This window comes from Wolbachia endosymbiont of Oryzaephilus surinamensis (assembly GCF_025617515.1).
Lineage (GTDB): Bacteria > Pseudomonadota > Alphaproteobacteria > Rickettsiales > Anaplasmataceae > Wolbachia.
Genome location: NZ_CP092526.1, coordinates 951712 through 976919 on the forward strand (window position 1 = coordinate 951712; position 25208 = coordinate 976919).

Consider the following 25208-nt stretch of genomic DNA (forward strand, 5'->3'; position numbering starts at 1 on the left):
AAATCGCTCAAATAAATGTCTATATTATCATAAAGGGAGTCTTATGAATTACATTGCTATTAACTACGCAAAGGATAGTAAATTAACTGATTTTGGAAAAGCAGTTCTATTGGACAGGTATTTAATAGAAAATGAAAGTTATCAAGATCTCTTTATACGTATTGCCAATTACTACTCTGATAATAAAGAGCATGCACAGCGTCTTTATGATTACATGAGCAATTTATGGTTCATGCCTTCAACTCCAATACTTAGTAATGGTGGTACCAAGAGAGGATTGCCTATTTCCTGCTTTCTTAACGAAACTGAAGATAGCTTGCAGGGAATAGTTGATTTATGGAATGAAAATGTTTGGCTCGCTGCACGTGGTGGTGGAATAGGTAGTTATTGGGGAAATTTACGTTCAATTGGTGAAAGTGTCAAAGGTAGCGGTAAAACATCAGGAATTGTGCCATTTATCGTAGTACAAAATGCTCTGACGCTTGCAATCAGCCAAGGATCCTTAAGAAGAGGAAGCTCAGCAGTTTATCTTCCTGTATGGCATCCAGAAATAGAAGAGTTTCTAGATTTACGTAAGCCAACTGGTGGTGACCCAAATCGCAAAGCATTAAATATACATCATGCTGTAATAGTAACAGATAAGTTTATGCAAGCTGTTGAAGATGATCAAGAATGGGATTTAATAAGCCCTCATAACAATAAAGTTATTTCAACAGTAAAAGCACGGGATATATGGATTAAAATATTAACAGCAAGAGTTGAAACTGGAGAACCTTACATTATTTTCCTTGATGCAACAAATAACAATAAGCCAGAATCTTACAAAAAACTCAACTTAGACATCAAAATGTCAAACCTATGCAGTGAAATAACTTTAACTACAGGTTACGATCACCTGAAAAAGTCACGCACTGCTGTATGTTGTTTATCATCCGTAAATCTTGAATACTACGAAGAATGGAAAGATAATGAGCTTTTCATAGAAGATATAATGCGTTTTCTTGATAATGTATTAGAGGATTTCATAAACCAAGCACCAAATGAAATACAGCGAGCAAAATATTCCGCAATAAGAGAGCGTAGTATCGGTCTTGGCGTGATGGGTTTTCATTCATTTTTACAAAGTAAAATGGTTCCTTTTGAATCAGTAACAGCCCAACAATGGAATAAAAAAGTATTTAAGCATTTGCGCGAGCAAGCAGATGTAGTTTCTAAAAAATTAGCAGAAGAAAAAGGGCCATGTCTTGATGCTAAAGAAATCGATCTAATGGAAAGGTTTACACATAAGCTCGCTATTGCTCCAACTGCCTCAATTTCGATTATCGCAGGCAACACTTCCCCTGGAATAGAGCCATATGCAGCAAACGTATTTATACAGAAGACACTTACAGGTTCATTTGTAGTACGAAATAAATTCTTGCAAAAACTACTAGCAGAAAAAAATCAAGACAATGATGAAATATGGTCCTCAATTTCAACAAATGAGGGTTCTGTTCAGCATTTAGATTTTCTTAGCAAGCATGAAAAACTGACATTTAAAACAGCATACGAACTTGATCAACAATGGATCATAGAACATGCAAGTGATAGAACTCCTTATATTTGTCAATCTCAATCAGTAAATCTGTTCTTACCTGCCAATGTGCATAAACGTTACTTACACAAAATACATATGCTTGCTTGGAAAAAAGGATTAAAAAGCTTGTATTATTGCAGATCACAATCAATGCAGAGAGCTGACAAGGTCTCACATGACATATTCAAAAAAAGTGAAATATTGCAACAAAAAACAGATATTAATTATGATGAATGTCTATCATGCCAGTAGACTGTACATAACTTACTGTCACAAAAATACAATTGTACAAAAGTTATGTTTTCATAGATGCTACATATAAATCCAGATGAATTTCTAAAGTCTATTCCAAGAGATAAACGTATAATGTGCCTTGATATGGGAGAAAAACAAATAGGCATAGCATTTAGTGATAAAACACAGCTTATAGCTACAGCTCATAGTATATATTATAGAAGAAATATGAGCAAAGATTTAGGTTATCTAAATAGAGTGCTTAAAGAAAATGAAGCTGGATCAATGGTAATAGGACTACCATTCAAAATAGATGACCAAGAGACTGAATGGTGTAAAGCAATAATCCAGTTTGCAAATAAAATAATAAAAAAATGTAAAGTACACATATACCTACAAGACGAAAGTCTATCAACATCTCTTGCAACTCACGCACTAAAAATTACTGGAATATCAATCACAAAATCAAAAAAAATAGATGATAAAATTGCTGCATGTATTATTCTGCAACGAACGTTAGATAAGATAAATACCATCAAATAGTTTTTTCAACTGAATTCATGTAAAACTATTCAATAAAACAAGAACTTCTCGTATAAGCATGACAAATTGCTGTAGCAAGAGCATCAGCAGTATGATGACATTTTATATTTAAGTTTTTAACTATTTGCTTCACCATAAATATAATCTGATCCTTATCAGCATGACCATTTCCAGTAATGCTCTTTTTTATATAGTTTGCATCATATTCATTCATGGGTAAATCCGTCATTCGTAATATTAAAATTGCAATCGCTCTTGCATATCCTAAAGTTAGCGAAGATTTTGGGTTCTTATTAACAAAAATTTTCTCTACTGCAGCTTCATTTGGAGAGTATAGAGAAATTACTTTCTTTAATTCTTCAAAAATTATATGTAAACGCTCACCTGTACCCAACTTACTATCAGTTGATATGGCACCACCACCCAAAAATTCAATACTATTTTTTTCTTCCAGATTGATAATTGCCCAACCAGTTTTGCTTATTCCTGGATCTAGACCTATTATCTTAATCACTTAATAAATGCTGAGCCAATAAACAAACAAAAATAAAAATATCCAAACTACATCAACGAAGTGCCAATACCAAGAAGCAAACTCAAAACATAAATGATCTTGAGGTGTAATCTGATTTTTTCGAGCTCTAAATAAACATACTGACAAGAATATTATCCCTATTATAACATGTACACAATGAAAACCAGTAATCATGTAAAAGTTGGATGTATAGATAAGTTTCTCTCCCGCTTCTTGTAGAGAAAAACTTGCTTCATAATACTCAATTGCTTGCACTATTATAAAGAACATCCCAAGCAATATAGTTATAGACAGCATTTTAATCATGCTCTTTTGATCATTTTCAAGTAAAAAATGATGTGCTGAAGTAATCGTTGTACCAGAAAGTAATAATATTAGTGTATTCATAAATGGTAACGACCACGGATCCGGTGGTAAAATCCCTTCAGGGGGCCATTCAACTTTTTTTGTAGGAGAAAACGCTTCAAATAAAAAAACCGGATCAAGCCAGGCTTTAAAGAATGAACAAAAGAACGCTATAAAAAACACAACTTCCGAGAGGATAAATAAGTACATTGCAAGCTTGAGTCCATGTTTTACAATGGCAGTATGGCATTTATCATAAATTGCTTCTCTTATTACATCTCTCCACCAATAAAACAGCACTCCTGATACCGCAGAGATTCCCAAAACTAAACCAAATATTCCAGAAATTTGTTTATGGAGTGTACCAACTAATCCAAGTGCAAGAACAAGAATTGCTGCTGATATAGCAATTGGCCAGGGACTTGGGTCCACTAAATGAAAATCATGTTCTTTACTTTTCATATCACCTTCAAAAATACATATCAAGCATACAAATTAGCTTAAAATTGTCAATATTTCTTAAAATCTTGATCAAATTTTGAAAAATTATATGCGCTATTCCAAAAGTCTAACTCAAATTGTGCAGTTATTTTAAATAATTCAAGCATTCTGGTTCTTTCACTTTCCCTTGCTTTGTTACAATACTCGTCAACAATATCTTCCAAAGCAACACATCCAGATTCCATCAAACTACCGCCAAAAAAATCAAACCAATCCTTATATCTATTATTTTTTTTAATTTTATTTCTCATATTATCAACAATAATTTTATATATAAAATGGCAAGAGTAAAGAACTGTTACAGCTTCATAAATGTCGCTATACGAAGTAGACAAAAGAAAGTTAGTAAAATTGAAACATTCAAGCGACTTTTCTCCACGATTTATGGAGTATACAGTAAAGTAGTGGTCGTATAACACTCTCATAATCTCTATTCCTCCTTTAGCCACCCCAATCAATGGAACAATGTTATTACAACTCTCCATTTTTGATGCAGTCATTAAAACAGTACGAACATAATCAGCTAAAAAGAATGCATCTTGTTGTATATAAAATTTGAAGTTTTCTATGTTTAAAGTATTATTTGCTAATTCAACATTGAAAGGATGCTCAATAATATCCTTTAAAAGATTTGACCCATAATAACTCTTAATTATACCACTAAACATCACATAAACTAGAATATAATTTAGTGTTAATACTACAGATTATGCTAGAGAATACATCTCATCCCAAAACATTATTTCTAGCTCTAGACCTCTCTTAAAAAACTCACGCATCTTTTTCCTCTCACAATCACCAGCCTTTGCATATAGATTATTTGCAACGTCAGTAACTTGATTAATCGTAGCATTCATTACTGTGTTATTATAGATATCAATCCACCCTTGATATCTGTGATCTTCAACTTTTTTAGGCATAACCTCTCCTACCATATGATTTATAATAATTTGGTATATATTAAAACAAGGATAAGACGCTGCTAAAGCTTCAGCAACAGAATTATGATATGCAGCACGCATAAAAAAATCAGTAAAAGCAGAACAAGATTTTGATTTTTTATGATTATCGGATAAATCACAAGTCTCAAAATATTCAGTATACTGCTTTCGAACCGCAAATGTTCCCCTTGCTACATTAACCAAACTGCCCATTATTTCAATGTCATCAACTTTAGCTGCAATAATCAATAAAGCACGAGTACAGTCCACTAAATATAAAAAATCCTGCTGAAGATAAATTTTGAACTTTTCATAATCTAGCGTATTGTTTATCAATTCAACATTGAAAGGATGTTCTTTTATTTCTTCAATAAGATCAGATGATTCTTTTATAGCAATATCATAAAATTCTTCTTTTGGTTTGTTGGACATCTTGTAAGCCTCATAAATATTAAAACTAGTATAGCTACTAAAAAGTTACTTACAATTTATAATAAGTTATTATATCAGTATCAAGCTAGAAATAAAAGAGTTTAATAGTTTAAAGAAATTCTCTCTTTTCTTCTTCTATATTAAATTCTTTACAAAAATCAGTAGATAAGTCCACACCTTCCCAAGAAAATCCACCATCACTTTCTAACTTTTTACCAAAATGCCCATAGCAGGCTGTACGTTTATATATAGGACGATTAAGTGATAAATGTCTTATTATGCCTTTAGTTGATAAATCTATGTTACCTTCAATAAACCCTTTAATCCTCTCTTCATCTATTGTATTCGTGCCAAATGTATCAATGTAAAATGAAGTAGGTTTTGAGACACCAATTGCATAAGAAAGCTGCACAAGACAACGTTCAGCTAAACCTGCAAAGACAATATTTTTAGCAAGGTATCTCGCCATATAAGCTGCGGATCTATCAACTTTTGTTGCATCTTTTCCAGAAAACGCTCCTCCACCGTGTGGAATATAGCCTCCATAAGTATCAACCATAATTTTTCGTCCGGTTAATCCACAATCACCAACTGGTCCACCAATAACAAATCTACCTGTTGGATTGACTAAGAGATTTTCTTTAGGGCACATCCACCCTTCAGGTAAAGATGAAGCTATGTAAGGATAAATTATTTCCTTCACTTTCGATTGACTCAGATCCTCAAGATGCTGTATTGAAACAACAATACTTTCAGCACGCACTGGAAGGTTATTCTCATACGCCAAAGTGATTTGCGATTTTGCATCCGGACCAAGCTTTACCCCTTTGACCATACTCATGATATTTCTCAGAATCGAGTGTGCATAAAAAATGGGTGCTGGCATGAGGCTTTCTGTCTCTATTGTTGCATAGCCATACATTATGCCCTGATCCCCAGCACCTTGATCCACACCTATTGCAATGTCATTTGATTGTTCATGTAGCAGTATATTTACTTTCACTGTTTCCCAGTGGAAACCATCATGCTCATAACCAATATCTTTTATTGTATTCCGTACAATACTTTCAATCTTGCTATTTTCAATGTTCGGCCCAAATACTTCCCCAGCTATAATAACATTATCTTTAGTAACTAAAGTCTCTATTGCAGTACGAGAGGAAGAGTCATTAAAAAGGTATTCGTCAAGTATTGCATCTGAAATCTGGTCTGCTACTTTGTCTGGATGACCGGCTGCTACTGATTCACTGGTTACTGAATTCTTATGTAAAACCATCGCTTAGTTACACGATATCAAAACTATTGCAAATTTAAATGGTGGGTCTGGGAAGAGTTGAACCTCCGACCTCACGCTTATCAGGCGTGCGCTCTAACCACCTGAGCTACAGACCCGTATCTATTCAAGCCAAGGCTTGCATATCATCTGTAGGCACAACATCAATAAACGTCTTTTTATTTGCTGATTTTCTAAAACTCACCCAGCCTTTCGTTTTAGCAAAAATCGTATGATCTTTACCCATACCAACATTCTTTCCAGGATGAAATTTTGTACCTCTTTGACGTACAATTATGTTACCTGGAATAACCTCACCATTCTTCTTTATCCCGAGTCGACGCCCTGCCGAATCTCTACCATTACAGGAACTACCACCTGATTTTTTAGTTGCCATATCTTACCTCTTACTTTTGAAGACTAATTTCATTGATACGAAGAACAGTAATATACTGCCTATGACCATTTTTCCTACGGTAATTTTTTCTTCTCTTTTTCTTAAAGATTATAATTTTTTTATCTCTACACTGCTCCAGTACTTCAGCTTTAACAACAGCATTAGATGAACAAGATAAGCCATTGTTTGAAACACAAATCACTTTATTGATTTCCACTTCCTCTTTTTCTTCAGCTTGTAATCTTTCTACTTTAATTATGCTGCCTTTTTTTACTAAATACTGCTTTCCACCAGTTTCGATTACTGCAAACATGACAAATATCAATTATTGTTATTAACACTAATCGTAAATGATGTTACACATACTGTCAATATAAATAAAAACATGAAATACTTCTACCTTTATCTGCTTTTCCTCGTGGAGAGTAGTCAAGTTTTAAAACTTGACTACTCTCAAATTCTCTTAGTCTCATGAAAACTTTACGACGTTAACAAAAACTCAAGCTTTCACTAAAAACATTCAATCGGAGCTTATAAATTAAAACTCATTCCAAGTTCAAACCCATGAGAAAAATTACTGAACTTGTGAAGTTTATAGCCAGCGAAAACATTCGTTCTCTCAGAAAGTGGAAGATTAATACCAGCACCTATCTGGTAGGAAAAAAACTTTTTTACGTCTGGCTGTTGACCTTGCTGTGCTGGTTGAGATACTTTAGCTCCACCTCCTACACCAAAAGTAACATAAGGGGTAATATCCGTACTTTCAAATTGATGATGATAATGAAGCTTTGCCATGAATCCTAACTCTGCCAAAGATCCTCCAAACAAAACAGATTTCAATACAGGACCAGCTGAAATTTTTATGCTATCTGTATAATGATAGCCAAGCTCATAATTAATACCAAGATTGCCATATGACGACGAAGTATAGATTCTATCTCTAATCCAATCAACTCCAAAAGACGGTGCTGACAGAGAACAGCAGACTACTAAAGTAAGTAATTTTTTCATTTTTACCCTCTAACCATGAATATACGCATATATACTCACAGAAAAGTTAAAAATTACATAACTTACATAATAAAATCGGAATCACTTTCTTAGCTACTTGCCTTTCTCTTGCAATTGCCAAACTTCTCTTTGTCACATTTTATTACCTACTGCAATCATCATTTTAGCCTATATCACTTGCTTTTTTTCAACAAAAATTCAAACCAGACTTCACTAAAAACATTCAATCGGAGCTTACAAATTAAAACTCATTCCAAATTCAACCCCATGCGAAAGTTCATGAAACTTCTGCAGCTTGTAGCCAGCAAAAACACTTGTTCTCTCAGAAAGTGGAAGATTAATACCAGAACCTATTTGATAAGAAAAAAATTCTTCTACGTCTGGCCCTTGATTTTCTGAAAGAGGAATTTTAGCAACTCCTCCTATACCAAAAGTAACATAAGGAGTAATATCTGTATTTTCAAATTTATAATGATAATGAAGCTTTGTCATAAGTCCCGCGTCTAAAATCCCTTCACTCATAACAAGTTTAACTGCAGGACCAAATGAAATTTTAATGCTATCTGTACAATGATAGCCAAGATCATAATTAACACCAAGCATGCCATATGACGAAGAGGTGTAGGTTCTATCTTTAACCCAATCAACTCCAAAAGACGGTGCTGACAAAGAACAGCAAGCCAACAAAGTAAGTAACTTTTTCATTTTTATCCTCCAAAGAGTAATATATGCATATACAAGCATATAAATATTAAAAATAGTATAAATTGCAAGTAAAAAATTGGAATTATTTTATTTTTTTTGTTATTTGTCTTTCTCTTGCAATTGCAAATTGGCATATCTTTCACTATCTGCTGCAATCATCATTTGAGTCTACATCACTTACTTTCGCTTCAATATAATTTCCCACTAGCCTTTACTAAAAATATTCAATCAGAGTTTATAAATTAAAACTCACTCCTAGCTCAATTCCATGGAAAATTTTATGAAACCTTTGCAATTTGTAGCCAGCAAAAACACTTGTTCTTTCAGAAAGTGGAAGATTAATACCAGAACCTATTTGATAAGAAAAAAATTCATCATTGACTACAGCTTTGAAAGCCTCTCCAAGTAGAGCACTTATGTTTTCACCTATACTATCAGCTCTACCTACATTAGGTTTAGCCTTCATTGTACGCACTATAACAGCACCAACACCAGCAGTAATATAAGGAGTAATACCCGTATTTTCAAATTTATGATGATAATGAAGCTTTGCCATAAGCCCCACCACTGCTCCAAATTCTTCATCAAGAGTAGGTTTGATTAGAGAATTAATAATAGGTTTGATTACATAGCCAACTGAAATTTTAACGCTATCTGTATAGTGAAAACCAACGTCATAATTAACACCAAGTCGGCTATATGACAAAGAAGTATAAATTCTATCTTTAATCCAATCAACTCCAAAAGATGGTACTGAAAGAGAACAACAAACCAACAAGGTAAATAATTTTTTCATTTTTATCTAAGATCTCAGCATATGCATATATAAGCATAACCATCAAGAAAAAAATTGGAATTATTTTATTTTTTTAGTTACTTGCCTTTCTCTTGCAATTGCAAGACTTCCCTTTGGCACATCTTTCACTATAACGCTACCTGCTGCAATGACAGAGTCATCATGCACATTAAGCGGTGCAATTAATGAACTATTGGCACCAATAAAACAATTGCTTCCAATATTTGTTCTATGTTTCTTTTTCCCATCATAATTACAAATAACGGTACCTGCACCTATGTTACTCCCCTGCCCTACCTGAGTATTTCCTATATAACTTAAATGCTTTATCTTAGTATTTATACCTATATCACTTGCTTTTGTTTCAACAAAATTACCTATGATTGCACCATCACCTATTGTTGTATTTTCACATTTGGCAAATGGACCAACCCTAACACCAGATCCTATTTTTACTCCAGGACCAAAAAAAACGTATGGGTAAACAATCGAATCCATACCAATTTGCGTATCAAGAGAGAAGAAAACAGTTTCTGGAGCAACAAGCGTTACTCCAGAGTTAGTGAAAAACTTTCTTTTTTCTTCTTGAAAGTAAAACTCGGCCGTTGCAAGGTCATTCCTATTATTTATGCCAGTTGCCTCCTCCTCATCAGCAATAACATAGCCGACATTTAAATTACTCTTTACTGCAATGGCAACGATATCGGTCAAGTAATATTCATGAGCTTGGTTATTACACTCTATTTTCTCCACCAATTCACGTAGATTCTTTTCACGTGCAACCATTATTCCGGCATTAGCAAGAAATTCCTCATCATTATTTCTACCATTTTGTGCTTCTACGATTTCTCTTAGGGAACCGTTCTCAATAATTAGTCTACCGTATCCTTTATTATTAGTTTTAAACCCAAGACAAACTAAAGCATTGCTCTCTCCTAAGCAGCTTATCATTTTAGTTATTGTGCTGCTTTTTATTAGTGGAGTATCCCCATACTGCACAACAACTATATCTGACAATTCTTTCAGGTTCCTCATTGCAATTTTGACTGCATCTCCCGTGCCGAGCGTTGACTCTTGTGTAATTAGTTTTATACCCTCAAAGCATTTCAGCCTTTGAGTTAAAGGCAAATCGACTACAATAACTATTTTTTCAGGATTCAGCTGCTTTGCATTGTAAATGACATGCTCAAGCATGGAGAAATTACCTATTTTGTGCAGAACCTTAGGCAAGCTTGAATTCATTCGTTCACTATGCCCAGCAGCAAGTACAACAAATGTATAAGATTTATTTGTCACTTATCTTAAAGACGAAAAATGAAAACCATAATGGTTGAGCCAACTAACTCTATTGTCGTAAAAGCTCCTTAGATCACTAATTTGATATTTCAGCATTGCTAGCCTTTCTATACCAATCCCAAATGCAAAGCCACTGTATTTAGTATCGTCTATTCCAACATTTTTAAAGACATTTGGATGCACCATACCACATCCAAGTACTTCAATCCATTTACTATCTTTATAGCTTATGTCCACTTCCGCAGAAGGTTCAGTAAAAGGGAAAAAACTATTACGAAAGCGTATTCTTAGACCCTTATCTCCGAAAAATTTACTAAGGAAGCAATGAATAGTAAATTTTAATTGGCCCATATTGACATTTTCATTAACATAAAGTCCTTCTATCTGATGAAACATAGGAGTGTGAGTTGCATCAAAGTCATTTCTGTATACCCTGCCTGCAGCCACTATTTTAATTGGAAAAGTTTTTGTCTTTTCCATGGTTCTAATCTGCACAGATGAGGTATGAGTGCGCAGCACCATTCTTTTATCATTTATTTTATTCCTTAAATAGAAGGTATCTTGCTCCTCTCGTGCAGGGTGGTGACTTGGAGTATTTAATGCATCAAATACGTGAAATTCATCTTCAATATCAGGACCATCAACTGCTTTAAAGCCCATATGCGCAAAAATGAGCTTCACTTCACTTATAACTTTACTGAGTGGATGAATCTTGCCAATTCTTTCTGGTCTGACAGGCAGTGTGATATCAACTGCTTCATTTTGCAGTTTTAACTTAACTTCTTTATCTTTCAGTTCATTTTCTTTGCTTGTTATAAGCTGGTCTATCTTATTGCGTAAAACATTAATCACTGCACCTAGGTCGCGTTTCTCTCCTGCATCATCTATATTCTTTAAGTCATCGAAATAAGCTTTTACTACACCCTTTCTCCCCAAGTATGACAACCTAACTTTTTCTAAATCCTTCAAAGAAGCAGCATTTTCAATCTCAGAAACTGCCTTATCTTCAAGTAAAGGTATTTCACTTATTAGCTCTTTATTCACCTTAAAAACGCTAGCTTAAACTTTCATTATAGTGCAATCTTTAATATCATCAATAAAACTATTTGGATAAAAAGTTGTCATCAGAGTAGCTGATCTCTATGATTGGTATCATTAAAATTGCCCCTATCCGAGTGTTTCCTTCTTCTGTCATTCCAGTGCTCCGACACTGGAATCCAGCCTTTACTTAACAATAAAAACTTAGCATAACTTTCGTGCTCAAAAAATTCCTGAATTCCAGCATCAAGTGCTATCTCTATAGGACTACTAACTAATCCAGAATATTAAAAAATTCACCAAGCGAAAAAAAGGCAAAAGAATCCCCCAGTAGTGAGTTTTGACCCTATAATAATGTAAATCGGCATTGTAATAATGTGCTAACGCTTATTTAAAGCGCGTTTTGGCTGAATGTAGAAAAAATAAAAAAGACATGCAGCCGCTATAATTTTATGTAATCTGCCAATATATACCTGAGTTTTTTACTGAATTTTGTTGTTAAATCTGCAGAGATTAAAAACAAGGATAAACACTCTTATTGTTATGATAAGAAGATTGATGAGATTTGTAAAGTAACTTTTTCTGCTCTTATTGAATCCAACACGCTACTATTATGTAAGAGTGCTATAATTATTAATTTATTGACTAATTATGTTTTTTATTTCACTCTACATTAAAAAATTTACTCATGCATAGTAGTAACATAGAAACTAAGAAAAAATACGAAATTGAGGGTTTACCTAAGTTTTTTAAGGATAGATCTAAAGAAATAAGTAAAGCATTTTCTAATGAAGTGCTGGAGATTAGCACCATTCGCTCAAAAAATATTACAAGTGATACGCAAGAGTTTTCATTTAAGCTCAAGCTACTGACAGAGGTAAACCCTAATACAATATTACCTCAAATAAAACATTTGATTGACTTTTTTGAAACCAGCCTTTCTCAGGAGAAAAACTTCACAGCCAATATAAAAGTAGCAAAAGAAAGTGAAGAATTATATAATAACTACCATAAAGCTAATAAAACTGTAGAAGAATTCATAAATAATGCTCCAATTCAAATCCTCATGCAGGGCATAACGATAACGCTACAAACAAACGTTAAAAACATCAACCTCAATAGCTTGCAACAAATCGAGATATTCTTGAATAAGCAGCTAAAACATGTAGAAAAAGCCAAAAGTGAGGAGCAAAGTCAAGATACATTACAAATAGAAGAAACTGAAAATAAAAACGAAAATGTGATTGAAAAAAGAAACACGCAAGATAAACAAATTGTGCAAGGTTCGTTTGGCTACAATATAGCAAGTAACAGAAAGCAAATTACACGTGCACCAGTAATTGTTGCTACAATGCATGAAAATATTTCCTGGTTTAGGTCTCTTTTTCAGCCATTCAATTTTTTTAATACGGCACAATTCTTTTTCCCACAACTGCCCAAATTTTCTATACAGAGTAACAATATGCCACCTGGTGTTATTCCAGCACTTGACCAAGAAGAGAAAGAACCAGTGTCAGCCACTCGGATAACAGAGGGTAGTATAGGAAATTTAGTCCCTCAAGAAACAGAGCGGGATATAGGTCAAACCAGGTCGCACACAGATTATTTTAAAACTAACAGAAAAAAGAAGTCAAAAAAGCAAGCTCAAGAACTATCAGAAGAAGAAAAACAATCTATCGTAAAACAAGCTCAAAATGATGCTAGAGTAGCTATGATAGATAACCAGATTGAGCGTAGAGAAAAAAAACTCGATGAAATATTTATTGAAGTGATGAATGGATATAAAAATCAAGACCCAGAGACATTTCACAATATTTTCAACTTAATATTTAATATTGTTTACTTTCAAGATAAACAATTACATGAAGTATTAGAATCAGATGAGATATCAGAAGTGCTAGAGGTACTCAAAAGGCCACAACCTCCTAATAACTCACTTCTAGGTAAAGAATACTTACAAAAGCAAGTATATAGAAAAACAGTGCAATTGCTCAAATTAGTTTCGGGCATTCCTATACAATCTTCTCCACAGCCTCGAAATATTTCTCATGAAATTTTGCCAAGCAAAGCTGTAGAACATTTACCAAAAACAAATGAAGCTAAAACTCGATTGCCTACTAATATTGGGCTCAAATCACCATTAAAAACTGTATTTTCCTCGAAAGAGACTTATCTTTGTCTATTTTTAGTAGCAGCTTCTATATCAGCACTCTGGCTATGGCACTTGCCGCTGGGAAAAGTGTCAATTTTAAAGGAATTGGTGCCAACAGAAAAAAGGAAAAGTATCGGTCTAACATTAAACATAGGGTTACCGATATTAATTACACTGTGCGTTTTGAACCTGGCTTACTTTCTATATTCTGAATATTCTGTAGAATCTATTGAGCAGATAAGTGAAAAAGATCTTCCTTTGCACATCTAACAAATAAGATCTTTTGTGATATAATTATTTATTTTATTGCATGTTTAAAGGAATTATCCAAGATATTGGCACTATAACTGATATCACTATCCACCCTAACTCTGATCAAATCTTCCATATTGAGACACAAAATTTATCCTCTATAAACAAAGGAGATTCAATATCCTGCTCCGGAGTGTGTTTAACTGTTGTCGACATAATGAGCAATGTATTCACAGTTCAAGTATCTCAAGAAACTATGAAGGTTTCTAACTTAAATATGTGGAAAATAGGAAAAAAAATAAACCTAGAACAAGCAATGAAACTGAGTGACAGAATTGACGGCCACTTGGTTCAGGGTCATGTGGATGACACAACAGAAATTTTAACAATCAATCAAAATTTAGAATCTCATGAAATCAGACTATCATGCCCACAAGAATTAATTAAATTTATTACAAAAAAAGGTTCTGTAACGCTAGATGGAGTTTCCCTTACAGTAAATTCAGTTGTCGATCAAGAATTCACTGTGAATATAATTCCCTATACATGGAAAAACACAACTTTTCAGCATAATAAAACAGGTAATTACCTAAATTTAGAAGTTGATATGATTGCCCGGTACTTAGACCAGCTGATAAAATATCAATACAATTAATTTTACAACTTTGTTATTTACAACTATTATATCTTGAAAATCATATAGATACAAAATATGTTTTTCGATAGCCTAATTATCTTTATTATTGTCTTGTGTGTAATAATATCGATAACTAGAGGTTTTATAAAAGAGCTATGTGCATTAATGTTCTTGCTCTTATCAGTCTTTTTGACAGCTAGTTACTATGATTTTTTTATTATAAATTATAGTAAGTATTTTAACTCTAAAGTTACACAAAACATACTTTCTACAATCTCTGTATTTATTATACTTAATCTTACATTCATGACAATGAATAACTGGCTAATGTACATATTATCACCTATAAGGTTGGGATTAATGGATAGAGTTACTGGAATCTTTGTCGGAGCACTCAGAGGAATATTGCTTTCTTATGTACTATTTTTTGCTGTGCACTTATATTGCCACACAGTATATGATAAAAAAGAGGGAGAGTCTAAAATAGACGCAGAAGACATATTGCCCAATTGGATAATAAATTCACACTCTTATCAGGCTTTATTTGTGACAACAGAAGAAGTAATTAACATGTATGTACCAGAGTCATTGATACTAAAAATAAAAGAGATTGGTGAGGAAATGGTTGATCAAGAAAAACCTCAAAACAATAAAGAAAAGTGAGTGTTGATTTTCTATAGCTAAACTAGCCTAGACAGCTATTATCCACAGCAGTGCGCCATAGGTTACCAATTCCTATTACTAATCAAACAAAACTGCAAACATTGACGAATAAGTAAATCATCAAAAAAATTTAAATGTATAATTTTAGTTCATCAATGTAATAAAACAAAACTTTTTTAGTGAGTTCAAAATCTTCTAAGGTATTTCCTTCACATCTTGCTGTTATGCAGTTTTGCGTATTTGATACTCTAAGAAGCCACCAACCTTTATCATCAGTTACCTTAATTCCATCAAGCTCTGAAAATACAATGTTTTGCTGCTTTAGTGTCTCCTTGATTGATTCAATTATTTGAAATTTTTTCTCATCCTTCACCACAATTTTCACTTCATGAGTGATATATAACTTTGGTAAATCTTCAATCGCCTCAGATAGGCTTTGGTTTTTCTTAAGTAAAATGTCAATGGCTTTAATAGCAGAATATAGTCCATCATCAAAACCCAGCTCAGAAAAGAAAAAATGCCCACTCAGTTCACCGGCAAACTTGGCCCCTTCTTCTACCATCTTTTTCTTAACTAGTGAGTGTCCAGTGGCACAGGTAATTATTTGTCCTCCTAATTTGCTAACGAAATCATGCACTTTCATACTCATTTTTACGTTGGCAATAACTTTGCTTTTTGGGTATTCCGCCAATACTTCACGTGAAAAAATCATAAACAAGTGATCATTGGAAACAACATTACCTTTATTATCAATCAAGCGTACCCTATCACCATCACCATCAAGTGCAATACCAAGATCACATTTATCTTTCTTGACAATACTGATTAACTGAGCAAGATTTTTTTCTTCTATGGGATCTGGGTCATGCAGTGGAAACGTCCCATCTATAGAGTTATTGGTTATGATGTGTATATGACTTGGTAAAACTTTTTCAATATACCTTACAATTGTTGGACTATTGCCAAAATCCCAAGCTATTTTTAGTTTTTGTGTAGCGTTATTCTTGAGCGCATTTTTTAATATGTTAACGTACTCACTATATATATTCGTGTTAATTAAGCTTCCAATTTTCGTGCTGTTTTTAATTGTATTGCCTATAATTTCCTTCATTTCTTGATCTGAGTAAACTTTTTTACTACTGAAAAATTTAAAGCCGTTATATTCTCTGGGATTATGAGAAGCAGTGATCATAATCCCAAGATCTGCCTGCATTGTTGCAGCGTAGAGCATAGGTGAAGAACAGAGCCCAACGCGTATAACATTCGCACCGGATAAAATCAAGCCTCTGATTAATTCTTTTTCTATGCTTGGTGAATCTATCCTGCTGTCATAGCCTACACAAACGTTAGCTGCAGTTTGACCGAATTTTCTACCTATTTCATACCCATCACTGATTTGCAGGTCTCTGCCTACCACACCTCTAATATCGTATTTTCTTATAATAGTATTGTCCATACTGCACTTCTTGGAGTGGTTAATATATAACATTCCCGCCAAATACTCAAGTTTATTTAACTATAAGATTAGTTGATTTTTTAAGAAAATATGCTAATATTATAATATAGTTCTCTAAAAATAGAAATTATGCTAAAAGAAAACTTATTTATAGCTGAAAATCAAGGTTTAGATGTAGATGAGCAAAAGAAAAATGATATTTTAAGTTTCATTAAATCTTGCAAAAATTTTCAGGATTTTATCAGAAAACTAGAAGAAGAAAATTTAATCTGGTACTTTATTGGTCCTTTACACAAAGATGAGAACATTAAAGAACAGGTAAGTTCAAAGTGGAAAGAGGAGTTTCAAAAGTTTGAGCAATCAATAAATGCAACACATAAAAAATTCGCAGAATCTCTACCAAGTGAAAATTTCTTAGTATATACAACACAAGATAATGAATTTAAAATTAGATTTGAAAATAAAGAAAAACCAATATAGAGATTAGCACCCTTTTAAGAGCCAGTGACGAAGGCAAGGTTTATAACCTATCTTTAGGGAAAGATAGTCAAATAACTGCAACCAAAAAAGGCAGCGAAAGGCACTATGATTTTACTGGTTCAAGCTCATGTGAGATGACCATTAACTGGCAAGCTAAGGATTCTAAAGGCAATAGCATAGATTGTAGCATGACTGTAGAAGTAAATTCTAAGGGCATAAAAAGAGTGATTGATGAACCAAAATTTGGAGAAATAACTGACCCAGAAGAGGTATTAAAATTAGTTGAGCAGAATAAAGAAGTTTTTATCAATGGCAAAACTCTATATCAAACTTTCACTGACATGGTCAAAAGTGTGAACGAGCAGCAAACACCAGCAGATGAAACATTTACAAAAGATTCACCACAGTCAGCTACACCAAGTAGCAGTGGATATTCTTCTCTTAATACACCTTCTTCACGCAGAAGTTCTTTGTCTATTAGTAGTGAGGTTAGTGATGGAGATGAAGTATTTGAAAGTGATACGTTTAATGATGAAGAAGAGCATAAACAAGGAGGGAAAGGATTAGAAGATAGAGTAGCGGAATTAGAGAAAGAAAATACATATCTCAAGAAGGAAAATGCAGAGTTAAAAAGCCATAATACAAAGATAATACAAGAAGTTGATGAGGAACTAAGTAAATTAACTGAGGAAAAGCAAGATTTGGCAAAAGAATTCACAAGACTTAAAGATGAATTGAAAAGAAAGGAAAAAGAGTTAGCTGAAAAGGATAAAGACATAGAGCAATTAGCACAAAAAGTAACCGTACTAGAACAAAGTCAAAAAGATAAAAATGCTAGAATAACAGATTTAATTAATCAATTGAAAGATAAAGAAAGTGAGATTCAGTCAACAAATAGAATAAATGAAGAGCAGCAGGAAAAATTAGAGCAAAGTGAAGCTAAGTTAAGTGCACTAGAAAAAAAGAATGCAAATTTGGAAAATAATCTAAAGGAAATATCGGTAGAAGGTTCACAAGATAATCATGAAAAGCAGTTGGCAGAACAGTTGATGGAAGCAAAAAATGAAAACGAAAAATTGACTGATACAGCAAATCAATTAGCTGAAGAATTAAATCAACTGCAAAAAGAAGTTTTGGAGGAAAAAATTCGACAACTTGAACCCGGAAGATCACTTGCGGATGAGTTCAGTGAAGTAAATGCGAAAGTAGCTACTTCAACTCAAACTGAAGCTAAATATGAAAGTAGAGGAATCCAGGCAAGTAATCACGAAACTACAGTTCCTAAAACACAAGACCAAGGTACACAAGCTGCGGATAAATCTTCAAGCAAAAGAATTAGTAAATTAGGAAAGGAAAATAAAAGTTTGGCTAGGGACAAACTAATGATATCTGAACAATTAAAACAAAAAACAAAAGAGATTGATGAGTTAAAGAAAAATTTAAAACAATTACAAGAAGAAAATACACAACTAAGACAAAAAGCTACTAAAGATAAAGAAGTTAATGCATCATCTTCAACAGATCAAAAAAAGACTAATACAGTGGAAGTTCAAACTGATGTGCAAATGAATGATTTTCGCGATTTATATGATAAAGAAGGCAAATATGTCAGAACAGAACTATCAGATCCAAACACAGTTCCTGCTAAGACTACGGAAAAATCTACTCCTTCAAAAGGATGAGTTTTGCTTCAACTATAGCTAATCCAAACGAGATATTATATTGCAATAATCACTAATTTTCTGTGCTTTCAAAAAAACACATCAAGCAAAATCATTTGAGAGTAAGTGGACATTGTTAGATGAATTAACCCTAACTTAAGAATCAGATATATACAATATTAGTATGTTTAATTAATAGTGAGGTTAAAAATGTCACCTAGTGAAAAAAACTCTTCAAATTTTGTTGAAACTAAGCAAGATGATCTTAAAATGATTCAAGATTCTTCATTAAATTCAGATATCATTCACGATCCCAAGAAGCTAAAAGACAGAATTATGGATCTGTTAAAAGGAGATACAGAATTCTCCAAGATGAAGCAAGGAGATAAGGCCCTTGTAGTAGGTACAGCAAGTGGATTATTTGCAGCAGTGTTACCATTTTTGGCAGTTGGTGCAACACTTGCTATACCAAGTGCTATAGTTGGTCTTACTCTATTTTTCGCTGCGAAAGTTGCTGTAAAAGCAGTTCAATCTGGATATAAAGGGCTCAAATGGTCAGCAGAAAAAACAGTTGAAGGAGCGAAGCATATTGGCGGAAAAATCAAAGATGGTGCTGTATATGCCAAGAATTCGGTAAAAGAAACTGCAAGTTCTGTAAAACAGGCAACACAAGAGAGAGCTAGCTCTACATTAAGAAAAATGGGGGATAACATTCAAAACCTTGGAAGGAAGATGAGTGATAGTGGTGCAAGCGTGTCTAGTTTAGATGGCATCGCATATTCAATAGGTAATGAAGATCAAACTGTTATTTTGAAAACAAAAGAAAAAACGAGAAGTTTTAATAGTGTAAAGGAAATGTTTGTCAAGGAAGTTTTTGAAGACAAAGGTGTGAATAGCTCTGCTTTAACTAGGAAAATATTTTCTAAGCTGGGGGAAAAAATATTAGAGAAAGCTTATTCTGTTGATGGTCAACACAGTGCCAAAAAGGACCAGTTGATCAACCGATTGAAGCAGCAAATAGATTTTATCAATAAATTAGATGCTAAGAAGTTGCAACATTTGTTAGCTAAAGATAATAGCAGCCTATATGAAATTTTTTCTGAACATCATGATGAGATTAAGGAAGTTATTAAAGAATGCAAGGAAGAGCATACTCGTTTTAATACTTTAGAAAGGCTTAATAAGTCAGCAAAAAGGCATAAAGCAAGTTCTATGAATTCACTGGAAAATAGCTTATCAGGTAGTAGTTCAACGAGTTCTATAAGTACTGTTAGCAGCAAAGCAGAATTATTAAATCCTAATGAGCATAAGGAAGTAAAAGAACCTACTTCATTTTGGAGCAAGTTGTTACCATCACTAAAAGGTGGCAAAAAGCCAGAGGAAGCTACTTATATAAGATATCAAGATTCTGAGTTGGATCAGATACAATCTGCGGAGATAGGAAATAGCCGTTTTTATGTTGCTCCGGAGAAACCGCCAAGAAGCAATTCAACGGGTTCTTTAAGCACTGACAGTACTGCTACAACTTCTAGCTTTGCCAGTTACCGTCGTAATTCTGATAGTGGGTTCAATTCACCAAGTTCTTCTCCGCAACATGGTATGTTCACTGAGAAAAATGGCAAGTTAAAAACCCAAGCTGACTTAAGAAAGACAGGTTCTTTGGACAAATTGGTGGGACCTTCTTCAACAGTAACTGCTGAAGTCGATGTAGAGCATCAAGCTCCAAAAATGAAGATATAGAGAGTAAACAAAACTATCTATCTTCTTAAAAAAGATGTTACTCAGTGAGTAACATCTTTTTTTCATTTTATCAAAAACATTCGCTTATTTAAGATCAGTTTTCTAGCACTGGGCCAATTTATGGAGTTTCTCTTGCCTTTTTCATAGGTTACGTAAGAAACTTAAAAAATAAAAGTTTTTATTCAATAATTTGTGTATAAGGGATATTATTTTACTGCTAGTGAAATAAACCAGAATGAAGTCTATTTTATTGACAAGGCCTTTATTAGATTCGTTGAGCACAAGAAGCACGCTAAAAAAATATGGATACAAAGTTTTTATAGAGCCAGTATTCACAATAAAGTACTTAAATCCTGATATATCCGCGCACGAATTTGATGTTGTGATATCTACAAGTAAAAACAGTGTAAAGGCTTTCAGTCAAATATGTAAAGAGTATGGCTTTCCAATTATTACGGTTGGTAATTCAACCATGCAGGCTGCAAAAAATTTGGGATTTTCCGATATAATCTCAGCAGACAGCAACGTTGATGGTCTGATATCATGCATAAAATCTCATTATTCAAATACAATAAAGTTCTTATATATAAGGGGACAAGAAGTATCATGTGACCTAAAAAAAAGATTATCTGAAGAAGGTTTTAACGTAAGAGAAGTTGTACTCTATAAAACAATTACTAAAAGGAGTCTAACTAATAGGTGTAAAAATTTACTATTGGACGGTAAAATTGATAGCGTTGCTTTTTTTTCCTCACAAACTGCAAGGGTATTTTGTTCATTAGTTCTAAAAAGTGGGCTATCTCCTGTGATGAATAATACAGTTGCATATACCATGAGTAAAAACATTGCTGATAGTTTAAAGTTAATCAAGTGGAAAAAAATTATAACATCGAGGTTGCCCACAGGGGAGAGTTTAATTGATATAATTAATAAGGATTGTTGATGCTAAAGATTGCAACTTGGAATGTAAACTCCATACGTAAAAGAATTAACCAACTTTGTAGTTTTATAGTTGATAGTCAGATAGATATAGTTTTGCTGCAAGAGATAAAATGTACAGAAGAGCAATTTCCTTATGCAGAGATAGAAAAGTTAGGATATGAATATGCTGTCTATGGACAGGTTGCAAGAAATGGTGTTTGTGTTTTATCTAAATATCCAATACTGGAAAAATTAAAAATTGATGTTGTAGAGAGTCATCAAGAAGCACGTTATATAGAGTGTGTGATAAAACACTCCAATAATAAGGTAAGGGTAGGAAGTGTATACGTTCCAAACGGTCAAAGCCCAGACTCTCATACTTTTGAGTATAAACTCAAGTTTTTTGATAACCTATATGAAAGGATGGGCACTTTGTTGAAAAATGAAGAGTTAACTATTATAGCTGGCGATTATAATGTTGCACTGGATGAAATTGATGTTTTTGATTCAAATTTATTAAATGGCCAAGTGTGCTTTCATATAAAAGAGCGTGAGAAATTAAGAGCGATCTTGAATCTTGGTTTTAAAGATGCATTTAGAATATCTCACCTCAACTTACAACAATTCACTTGGTGGAATTATCAAGGCAATTCACTCAGAAACAATCAAGGAATGCGAATAGATCATATGCTGCTATCGCCACAAGCTGCAGATAAATTGGAAACATGTTACATAGATGATAGGTTGCGTAAACTAGAAAACCCATCTGATCATACTCCTGTTGTATGTGTTATAAAACAATAAAAGACCTATTACACAATTCACCTTTGGCAAATAGGTCTTACTTGACTGCTGTCTTTTCTGTGCTTTTGGCTGGCTGATCTATAGTAATTTTTCCATCAAGCATAGTAAGCTGCTCACCCCCTTTATTTCCCACCTGAGGAGCTTGTTCCGGAGTAGGTTGTTTTTTACTCCCGTCAGCAATTGTTTCAAGAGAGCTTTCAATTGGGGTTTTTAAAATATCATCAATACCCTTGCGAATTTTTTCATTCAATTTTGCTCTCTTTTCTGTATCATCTTTATCTGGTGAGCTAGGGTCATATAAAGTACCTGGCCTATTATTTGAAAAAAGAACTTCAATTCCTCCCTTTACAGCAAATATTGTACCAATAACAGCAGCAACTATCGCAAGTGTAGTAGGACCAAAAATTAATATTGAAGCAATGGAAAAAAGAATAGGAAGAAAAACCTTACGTAAGCACTTTGTTACCATCTCTTGATCACTAAGTAGTGGTTCATCCTCTTCTTTTTTATCTCCACCTAAAAATGGTATTTTTTCTTTCACTCCATCCATAAAGGAGCCAGAAATATTTTTCGGGTCTATTTTTATTCCCAATGGGAACCCAACAAGTTTTATTAGTAAATCTTTAGCTTCTGTACCACGTACATCATCTAAGCATTCCTCTACTACTTGCTTTACTTTACTATCTTCCTCTCCAGCCAATTTTTTCTCTCTAACTTCTTTAAATATAGAAAGTAAAAACTGACAAAAATTCTCTTCACTGAGTGGTCTTATTTTTTCCGGATTGACATTAGTTAGTAGTATCTTCTTATAAGCTAATATAAAATAATCAGTTATTCCTTTGCTCTCCTTTAATTTGGCTTTAACTTCTAATACTTTTACAAAGTAATCGTAAATTTCCTTATGTTCCTTCTTGAAGAGCATCTCATTTTGCCCGGTCACCTGAGTAGATGACTCTAAAGGCTTATTTTTTGCTTTTGGAACTGTCATAACGATCTATTTGTACTAACCTATGCTATAATTATAGCATATTTTTCGCATTAATTCAAATTTCTTAGAACCTGTCTTGAAAGGGAAAAAAGAAAAGAATAAAGCAAGAAATAGAAAAGTAACAAATGATAAGGGAATGTAAAAAATTGCTTCCATATATTTTAAATCTGATTATAATTACAGTTAGAGATATTTTAAGAGCTCAAAATCTATCTTTGTCTGCAGACTTTTCAGTCAAATTTTTAATCAAAAAGCGTAGCGTATCTTCTTTAGTGCATGTAAATATGCTTAATCTCTGTTGTATGTGCGCTGCACTTTTTTCTAATCTTTTTTTTACACAGGGGGATTTTATGTCCAGAATTCCAGATATTTGACCTTTACTTTAGCTAAAAACCAATAGGCGCCTATTGTTTAACGCTAATTAAAATAAAAATTTTTCTAATATATAGAAAAATCACTGTTTACTGAAAACGGGGCAAGAAAGCTGCTAATGTCACAGAATTTTAGGTAAACGTTGTTTGCTTAACGTGCTCTCCTTACTTCAAGAACTCTTTAATATGACTACTATTATACTTGCGAAATTAACCACTCAAGGCATCCGTTCAGGGGTGTGGCAAAATAAGGTAAAAGTGAATTTACAACAATAAGGCAGTGCCCAGACACTGGAATGGCTTTGTTGCACCACTCAAGGAAAGAACAGGCAGTTACTGATGGAATTTGTTATAAAATAGATATTTAGCCGACAAAGGAAAAATATGCCAATAAGAATGAAAGTCAGTAACTGCAATGAATATAACAAATTTCTTCAAGAAAGGGGAAATGTTTTTCATTATATCAACGATGCCATTGAAAATTGGTACGAAAATAGTCCAAAAGTAGCAGGTGGCAACAATGTCTACAGCGACAAAGTAGTGATTCTAATTCACATAATAACCTATCTATTCAGGATTGGTCTTAGAACCTGTACATGATCTCAAGAAAAGGATAAATTAAGAGATAGTGAATATAGATTAGGATATATGAGAAGTTTATACCCAAGCGACATAAGTCGAGAAAAATTCAAGATTATTCTACCAGATCTAGAGTCCTGCAGAAGAAAGACAAAGCCAAGAAAGCTTGATTTATATGAAGTATTCTGTGCAGTATTGTATGTCTTAAAAAGTGGCTGCCAGTGGAGAATGTTGCCACAAGAATTCCCAAGATGGAGAAGTTGTTACGACTACTTTAAAAAATGGAGTGAAAAACCAAGCGAAGACAAAAAAAGTACTTTGGAATGTGTGTTAAAAAAAATTAGTTGGCGTGGTCCGACAAAACAATGGTCAGAAAGAGAAAACCAGTTTCTGTATAATTGATGCTCAGAGCGTAAAAAATGCAGATACTGCTCAAAATAAGGGCTACGACGCTGGTAAAAAGATTTCAGGAATAAAACGCCATATTGCAGTTGATACTGAAGGTTTACCACACGCAATTTATATCACAACAGCAGAAATAACTGACCGTAGCAGTGCTGTAAAAATGATCGAAAATGCAAGAGAAAACCTCTCTGAAGTCCAAAATATACTGGTTGATGCGGGTTATACGGGAGAAAAATTTGCAACTCAAATAAAAGATATTATTGGAGCAACTGTTGAAGTGATAAAGCGCAGCGAATTACACACCTTTGCTGTATTGCCGAAAAGATGGGTTGTTGAGAGATCTTTTGCTTGGTTGGAAAAATGTAGGCGATTGTGGAAAAATTGCGAGCGGAAACTCAATACTAGCCTGCAAATGGTTGTTCTAGCCTTTACTGCTTTACTCCTGAAAAGATTATGAACAGGCTCTTAGGGTCTAC

25 protein-coding genes, 1 tRNA gene and 1 pseudogene are annotated in these 25208 nt (G+C 33.6%); 12 read left to right on the forward strand and 15 right to left on the reverse strand.

Going from position 1 to position 25208, the window contains the following annotated elements; all coding sequences use genetic code 11:
- Positions 1–43: 43 nt before the first annotated feature.
- Both MJ631_RS04315 and ruvX read left to right on the forward strand, forming a co-directional pair.
- Complete coding sequence (locus tag MJ631_RS04315; RefSeq protein WP_007302519.1) at positions 44–1828, forward strand: ribonucleoside-diphosphate reductase subunit alpha; 1785 nt, start codon at positions 44–46, stop codon at positions 1826–1828.
- Between the two features lie 57 nt (positions 1829–1885).
- On the forward strand, positions 1886–2353 hold the full coding sequence (gene ruvX / locus MJ631_RS04320) for a Holliday junction resolvase RuvX (RefSeq protein ID WP_019236914.1): 468 nt from the start codon (positions 1886–1888) through the stop codon (positions 2351–2353).
- A gap of 25 nt (positions 2354–2378) precedes the next feature.
- Here the strand turns inward: ruvX and ruvC are convergent, their stop codons facing one another.
- The 13 genes from ruvC to pheS form a co-directional block, all read right to left on the reverse strand.
- Positions 2379–2867, reverse strand: a complete 489-nt coding sequence (ruvC, locus tag MJ631_RS04325; RefSeq protein WP_019236913.1) for a crossover junction endodeoxyribonuclease RuvC — start codon at positions 2865–2867, stop codon at positions 2379–2381.
- Positions 2868–3695: a cytochrome c oxidase subunit 3 gene (locus MJ631_RS04330; RefSeq protein WP_019236912.1), complete on the reverse strand. Its 828-nt coding sequence runs from the start codon at positions 3693–3695 to the stop codon at positions 2868–2870. It lies immediately after the preceding gene.
- Positions 3696–3742: 47 nt separating this feature from the next.
- Positions 3743–4402: a TenA family protein gene (locus tag MJ631_RS04335; protein WP_007302513.1), complete on the reverse strand. Its 660-nt coding sequence runs from the start codon at positions 4400–4402 to the stop codon at positions 3743–3745.
- Between the two features lie 39 nt (positions 4403–4441).
- Complete coding sequence (locus tag MJ631_RS04340; RefSeq protein ID WP_007302512.1) at positions 4442–5107, reverse strand: TenA family protein; 666 nt, start codon at positions 5105–5107, stop codon at positions 4442–4444.
- Positions 5108–5216: 109 nt separating this feature from the next.
- Positions 5217–6383: a methionine adenosyltransferase gene (metK, locus tag MJ631_RS04345; protein WP_019236911.1), complete on the reverse strand. Its 1167-nt coding sequence runs from the start codon at positions 6381–6383 to the stop codon at positions 5217–5219.
- A 39-nt stretch (positions 6384–6422) separates the two neighbouring features.
- Positions 6423–6499, reverse strand: a tRNA-Ile gene (locus tag MJ631_RS04350).
- 8 nt (positions 6500–6507) lie between these two features.
- Entirely contained in the window at positions 6508–6777 is a 270-nt protein-coding gene (gene rpmA, locus MJ631_RS04355; RefSeq protein WP_006012184.1) for a 50S ribosomal protein L27, read from the reverse strand.
- A 10-nt stretch (positions 6778–6787) separates the two neighbouring features.
- On the reverse strand, positions 6788–7090 hold the full coding sequence (rplU, locus tag MJ631_RS04360; RefSeq protein WP_007302510.1) for a 50S ribosomal protein L21: 303 nt from the start codon (positions 7088–7090) through the stop codon (positions 6788–6790).
- 218 nt (positions 7091–7308) lie between these two features.
- Positions 7309–7788 carry an outer membrane protein gene (locus MJ631_RS04365; protein ID WP_214303484.1) on the reverse strand — a complete coding sequence of 160 codons (480 nt, stop codon included), beginning with the start codon at positions 7786–7788 and terminating at the stop codon, positions 7309–7311.
- 234 nt (positions 7789–8022) lie between these two features.
- Positions 8023–8493, reverse strand: coding sequence for a P44/Msp2 family outer membrane protein (locus tag MJ631_RS04370; RefSeq protein WP_052264904.1), 471 nt, complete (start codon positions 8491–8493; stop codon positions 8023–8025).
- A gap of 235 nt (positions 8494–8728) precedes the next feature.
- Complete coding sequence (locus MJ631_RS04375) at positions 8729–9289, reverse strand: P44/Msp2 family outer membrane protein (RefSeq protein WP_007302507.1); 561 nt, start codon at positions 9287–9289, stop codon at positions 8729–8731.
- A gap of 60 nt (positions 9290–9349) precedes the next feature.
- Positions 9350–10585 (reverse strand): NTP transferase domain-containing protein, encoded by a 1236-nt coding sequence (locus MJ631_RS04380; RefSeq protein ID WP_214303483.1) that lies wholly within the window; start codon positions 10583–10585, stop codon positions 9350–9352.
- The gene (pheS, locus tag MJ631_RS04385; RefSeq protein ID WP_019236907.1) at positions 10586–11629 is read right to left on the reverse strand and encodes a phenylalanine--tRNA ligase subunit alpha; all 1044 of its coding nucleotides are present in this window, start codon (positions 11627–11629) and stop codon (positions 10586–10588) included.
- Positions 11630–12311: 682 nt separating this feature from the next.
- Here pheS and MJ631_RS04390 point away from each other — a divergent pair.
- The 3 genes from MJ631_RS04390 to MJ631_RS04400 are packed head-to-tail and all read left to right on the forward strand — an operon-like array spanning position 12312 to position 15327.
- Positions 12312–14045: a hypothetical protein gene (locus MJ631_RS04390; RefSeq protein WP_007302504.1), complete on the forward strand. Its 1734-nt coding sequence runs from the start codon at positions 12312–12314 to the stop codon at positions 14043–14045.
- 40 nt (positions 14046–14085) lie between these two features.
- Positions 14086–14682, forward strand: a complete 597-nt coding sequence (locus tag MJ631_RS04395; protein ID WP_007302503.1) for a riboflavin synthase — start codon at positions 14086–14088, stop codon at positions 14680–14682.
- A 57-nt stretch (positions 14683–14739) separates the two neighbouring features.
- Positions 14740–15327 (forward strand): CvpA family protein, encoded by a 588-nt coding sequence (locus MJ631_RS04400; protein ID WP_007302502.1) that lies wholly within the window; start codon positions 14740–14742, stop codon positions 15325–15327.
- 130 nt (positions 15328–15457) lie between these two features.
- Here MJ631_RS04400 and MJ631_RS04405 read toward each other — a convergent pair whose 3' ends face one another.
- Positions 15458–16783, reverse strand: coding sequence for a phosphomannomutase/phosphoglucomutase (locus MJ631_RS04405; protein WP_029237536.1), 1326 nt, complete (start codon positions 16781–16783; stop codon positions 15458–15460).
- A 129-nt stretch (positions 16784–16912) separates the two neighbouring features.
- Between MJ631_RS04405 and MJ631_RS04410 the strand changes: the two genes are divergently transcribed.
- The 5 genes from MJ631_RS04410 (at position 16913) to MJ631_RS04430 (ending at position 22389) form a co-directional block, all read left to right on the forward strand.
- Complete coding sequence (locus MJ631_RS04410) at positions 16913–17263, forward strand: hypothetical protein (protein WP_262986195.1); 351 nt, start codon at positions 16913–16915, stop codon at positions 17261–17263.
- Between the two features lie 188 nt (positions 17264–17451).
- The gene (locus MJ631_RS04415; protein WP_262986196.1) at positions 17452–18945 is read left to right on the forward strand and encodes a coiled-coil domain-containing protein; all 1494 of its coding nucleotides are present in this window, start codon (positions 17452–17454) and stop codon (positions 18943–18945) included.
- 189 nt (positions 18946–19134) lie between these two features.
- Positions 19135–20664 (forward strand): actin-bundling T4SS effector WalE1 family protein, encoded by a 1530-nt coding sequence (locus tag MJ631_RS04420; RefSeq protein WP_052264853.1) that lies wholly within the window; start codon positions 19135–19137, stop codon positions 20662–20664.
- 235 nt (positions 20665–20899) lie between these two features.
- Positions 20900–21607, forward strand: a complete 708-nt coding sequence (locus MJ631_RS04425) for a uroporphyrinogen-III synthase (protein ID WP_007302498.1) — start codon at positions 20900–20902, stop codon at positions 21605–21607.
- Positions 21607–22389 carry an exodeoxyribonuclease III gene (locus MJ631_RS04430; RefSeq protein WP_149168788.1) on the forward strand — a complete coding sequence of 261 codons (783 nt, stop codon included), beginning with the start codon at positions 21607–21609 and terminating at the stop codon, positions 22387–22389. The genes MJ631_RS04425 and MJ631_RS04430 overlap by 1 nt, the downstream gene beginning before the upstream one ends.
- Positions 22390–22426: 37 nt before the next feature.
- Here the strand turns inward: MJ631_RS04430 and MJ631_RS04435 are convergent, their stop codons facing one another.
- Positions 22427–23377, reverse strand: coding sequence for a hypothetical protein (locus tag MJ631_RS04435; protein WP_007302496.1), 951 nt, complete (start codon positions 23375–23377; stop codon positions 22427–22429).
- Positions 23378–24132: 755 nt separating this feature from the next.
- Between MJ631_RS04435 and MJ631_RS04440 the strand changes: the two are divergent.
- Both MJ631_RS04440 and MJ631_RS04445 read left to right on the forward strand, forming a co-directional pair.
- Positions 24133–24336: pseudogene (locus tag MJ631_RS04440) on the forward strand (IS5 family transposase); the annotation flags it as partial.
- A 60-nt stretch (positions 24337–24396) separates the two neighbouring features.
- A protein-coding gene (locus MJ631_RS04445) for an IS5 family transposase (protein WP_395460333.1) occupies positions 24397–25189 on the forward strand; the annotation gives its coding sequence in 2 pieces (ribosomal slippage) (positions 24397–24660 and positions 24662–25189; 792 coding nt in all).
- The last annotated feature ends 19 nt before the right edge of the window (positions 25190–25208 follow it).

Excerpts from the sequence above, each read along its gene's own strand:
- MJ631_RS04435 (WP_007302496.1), bottom strand. The coding sequence starts at position 23,377 with ATGACAGTTCCAAAAGCAAAAAATAAGCCTTTAGAGTCATCTACTCAG.
- MJ631_RS04405 (WP_029237536.1), bottom strand. The coding sequence starts at position 16,783 with ATGGACAATACTATTATAAGAAAATACGATATTAGAGGTGTGGTAGGC.
- MJ631_RS04370 (WP_052264904.1), bottom strand. The coding sequence starts at position 8,493 with ATGAAAAAGTTACTTACTTTGTTGGCTTGCTGTTCTTTGTCAGCACCG.
- MJ631_RS04340 (WP_007302512.1), bottom strand. The coding sequence starts at position 5,107 with ATGTCCAACAAACCAAAAGAAGAATTTTATGATATTGCTATAAAAGAA.
- MJ631_RS04400 (WP_007302502.1), top strand. The coding sequence starts at position 14,740 with ATGTTTTTCGATAGCCTAATTATCTTTATTATTGTCTTGTGTGTAATA.
- MJ631_RS04315 (WP_007302519.1), top strand. The coding sequence starts at position 44 with ATGAATTACATTGCTATTAACTACGCAAAGGATAGTAAATTAACTGAT.
- rplU (WP_007302510.1), bottom strand. The coding sequence starts at position 7,090 with ATGTTTGCAGTAATCGAAACTGGTGGAAAGCAGTATTTAGTAAAAAAA.
- ruvX (WP_019236914.1), top strand. The coding sequence starts at position 1,886 with ATGCTACATATAAATCCAGATGAATTTCTAAAGTCTATTCCAAGAGAT.
- MJ631_RS04395 (WP_007302503.1), top strand. The coding sequence starts at position 14,086 with ATGTTTAAAGGAATTATCCAAGATATTGGCACTATAACTGATATCACT.
- MJ631_RS04420 (WP_052264853.1), top strand. The coding sequence starts at position 19,135 with ATGTCACCTAGTGAAAAAAACTCTTCAAATTTTGTTGAAACTAAGCAA.
- rpmA (WP_006012184.1), bottom strand. The coding sequence starts at position 6,777 with ATGGCAACTAAAAAATCAGGTGGTAGTTCCTGTAATGGTAGAGATTCG.
- MJ631_RS04430 (WP_149168788.1), top strand. The coding sequence starts at position 21,607 with ATGCTAAAGATTGCAACTTGGAATGTAAACTCCATACGTAAAAGAATT.
- MJ631_RS04425 (WP_007302498.1), top strand. The coding sequence starts at position 20,900 with ATGAAGTCTATTTTATTGACAAGGCCTTTATTAGATTCGTTGAGCACA.
- MJ631_RS04365 (WP_214303484.1), bottom strand. The coding sequence starts at position 7,788 with ATGAAAAAATTACTTACTTTAGTAGTCTGCTGTTCTCTGTCAGCACCG.
- MJ631_RS04330 (WP_019236912.1), bottom strand. The coding sequence starts at position 3,695 with ATGAAAAGTAAAGAACATGATTTTCATTTAGTGGACCCAAGTCCCTGG.
- MJ631_RS04335 (WP_007302513.1), bottom strand. The coding sequence starts at position 4,402 with ATGTTTAGTGGTATAATTAAGAGTTATTATGGGTCAAATCTTTTAAAG.
- metK (WP_019236911.1), bottom strand. The coding sequence starts at position 6,383 with ATGGTTTTACATAAGAATTCAGTAACCAGTGAATCAGTAGCAGCCGGT.
- MJ631_RS04375 (WP_007302507.1), bottom strand. The coding sequence starts at position 9,289 with ATGAAAAAATTATTTACCTTGTTGGTTTGTTGTTCTCTTTCAGTACCA.
- MJ631_RS04390 (WP_007302504.1), top strand. The coding sequence starts at position 12,312 with ATGCATAGTAGTAACATAGAAACTAAGAAAAAATACGAAATTGAGGGT.
- MJ631_RS04415 (WP_262986196.1), top strand. The coding sequence starts at position 17,452 with ATGACTGTAGAAGTAAATTCTAAGGGCATAAAAAGAGTGATTGATGAA.
- MJ631_RS04410 (WP_262986195.1), top strand. The coding sequence starts at position 16,913 with ATGCTAAAAGAAAACTTATTTATAGCTGAAAATCAAGGTTTAGATGTA.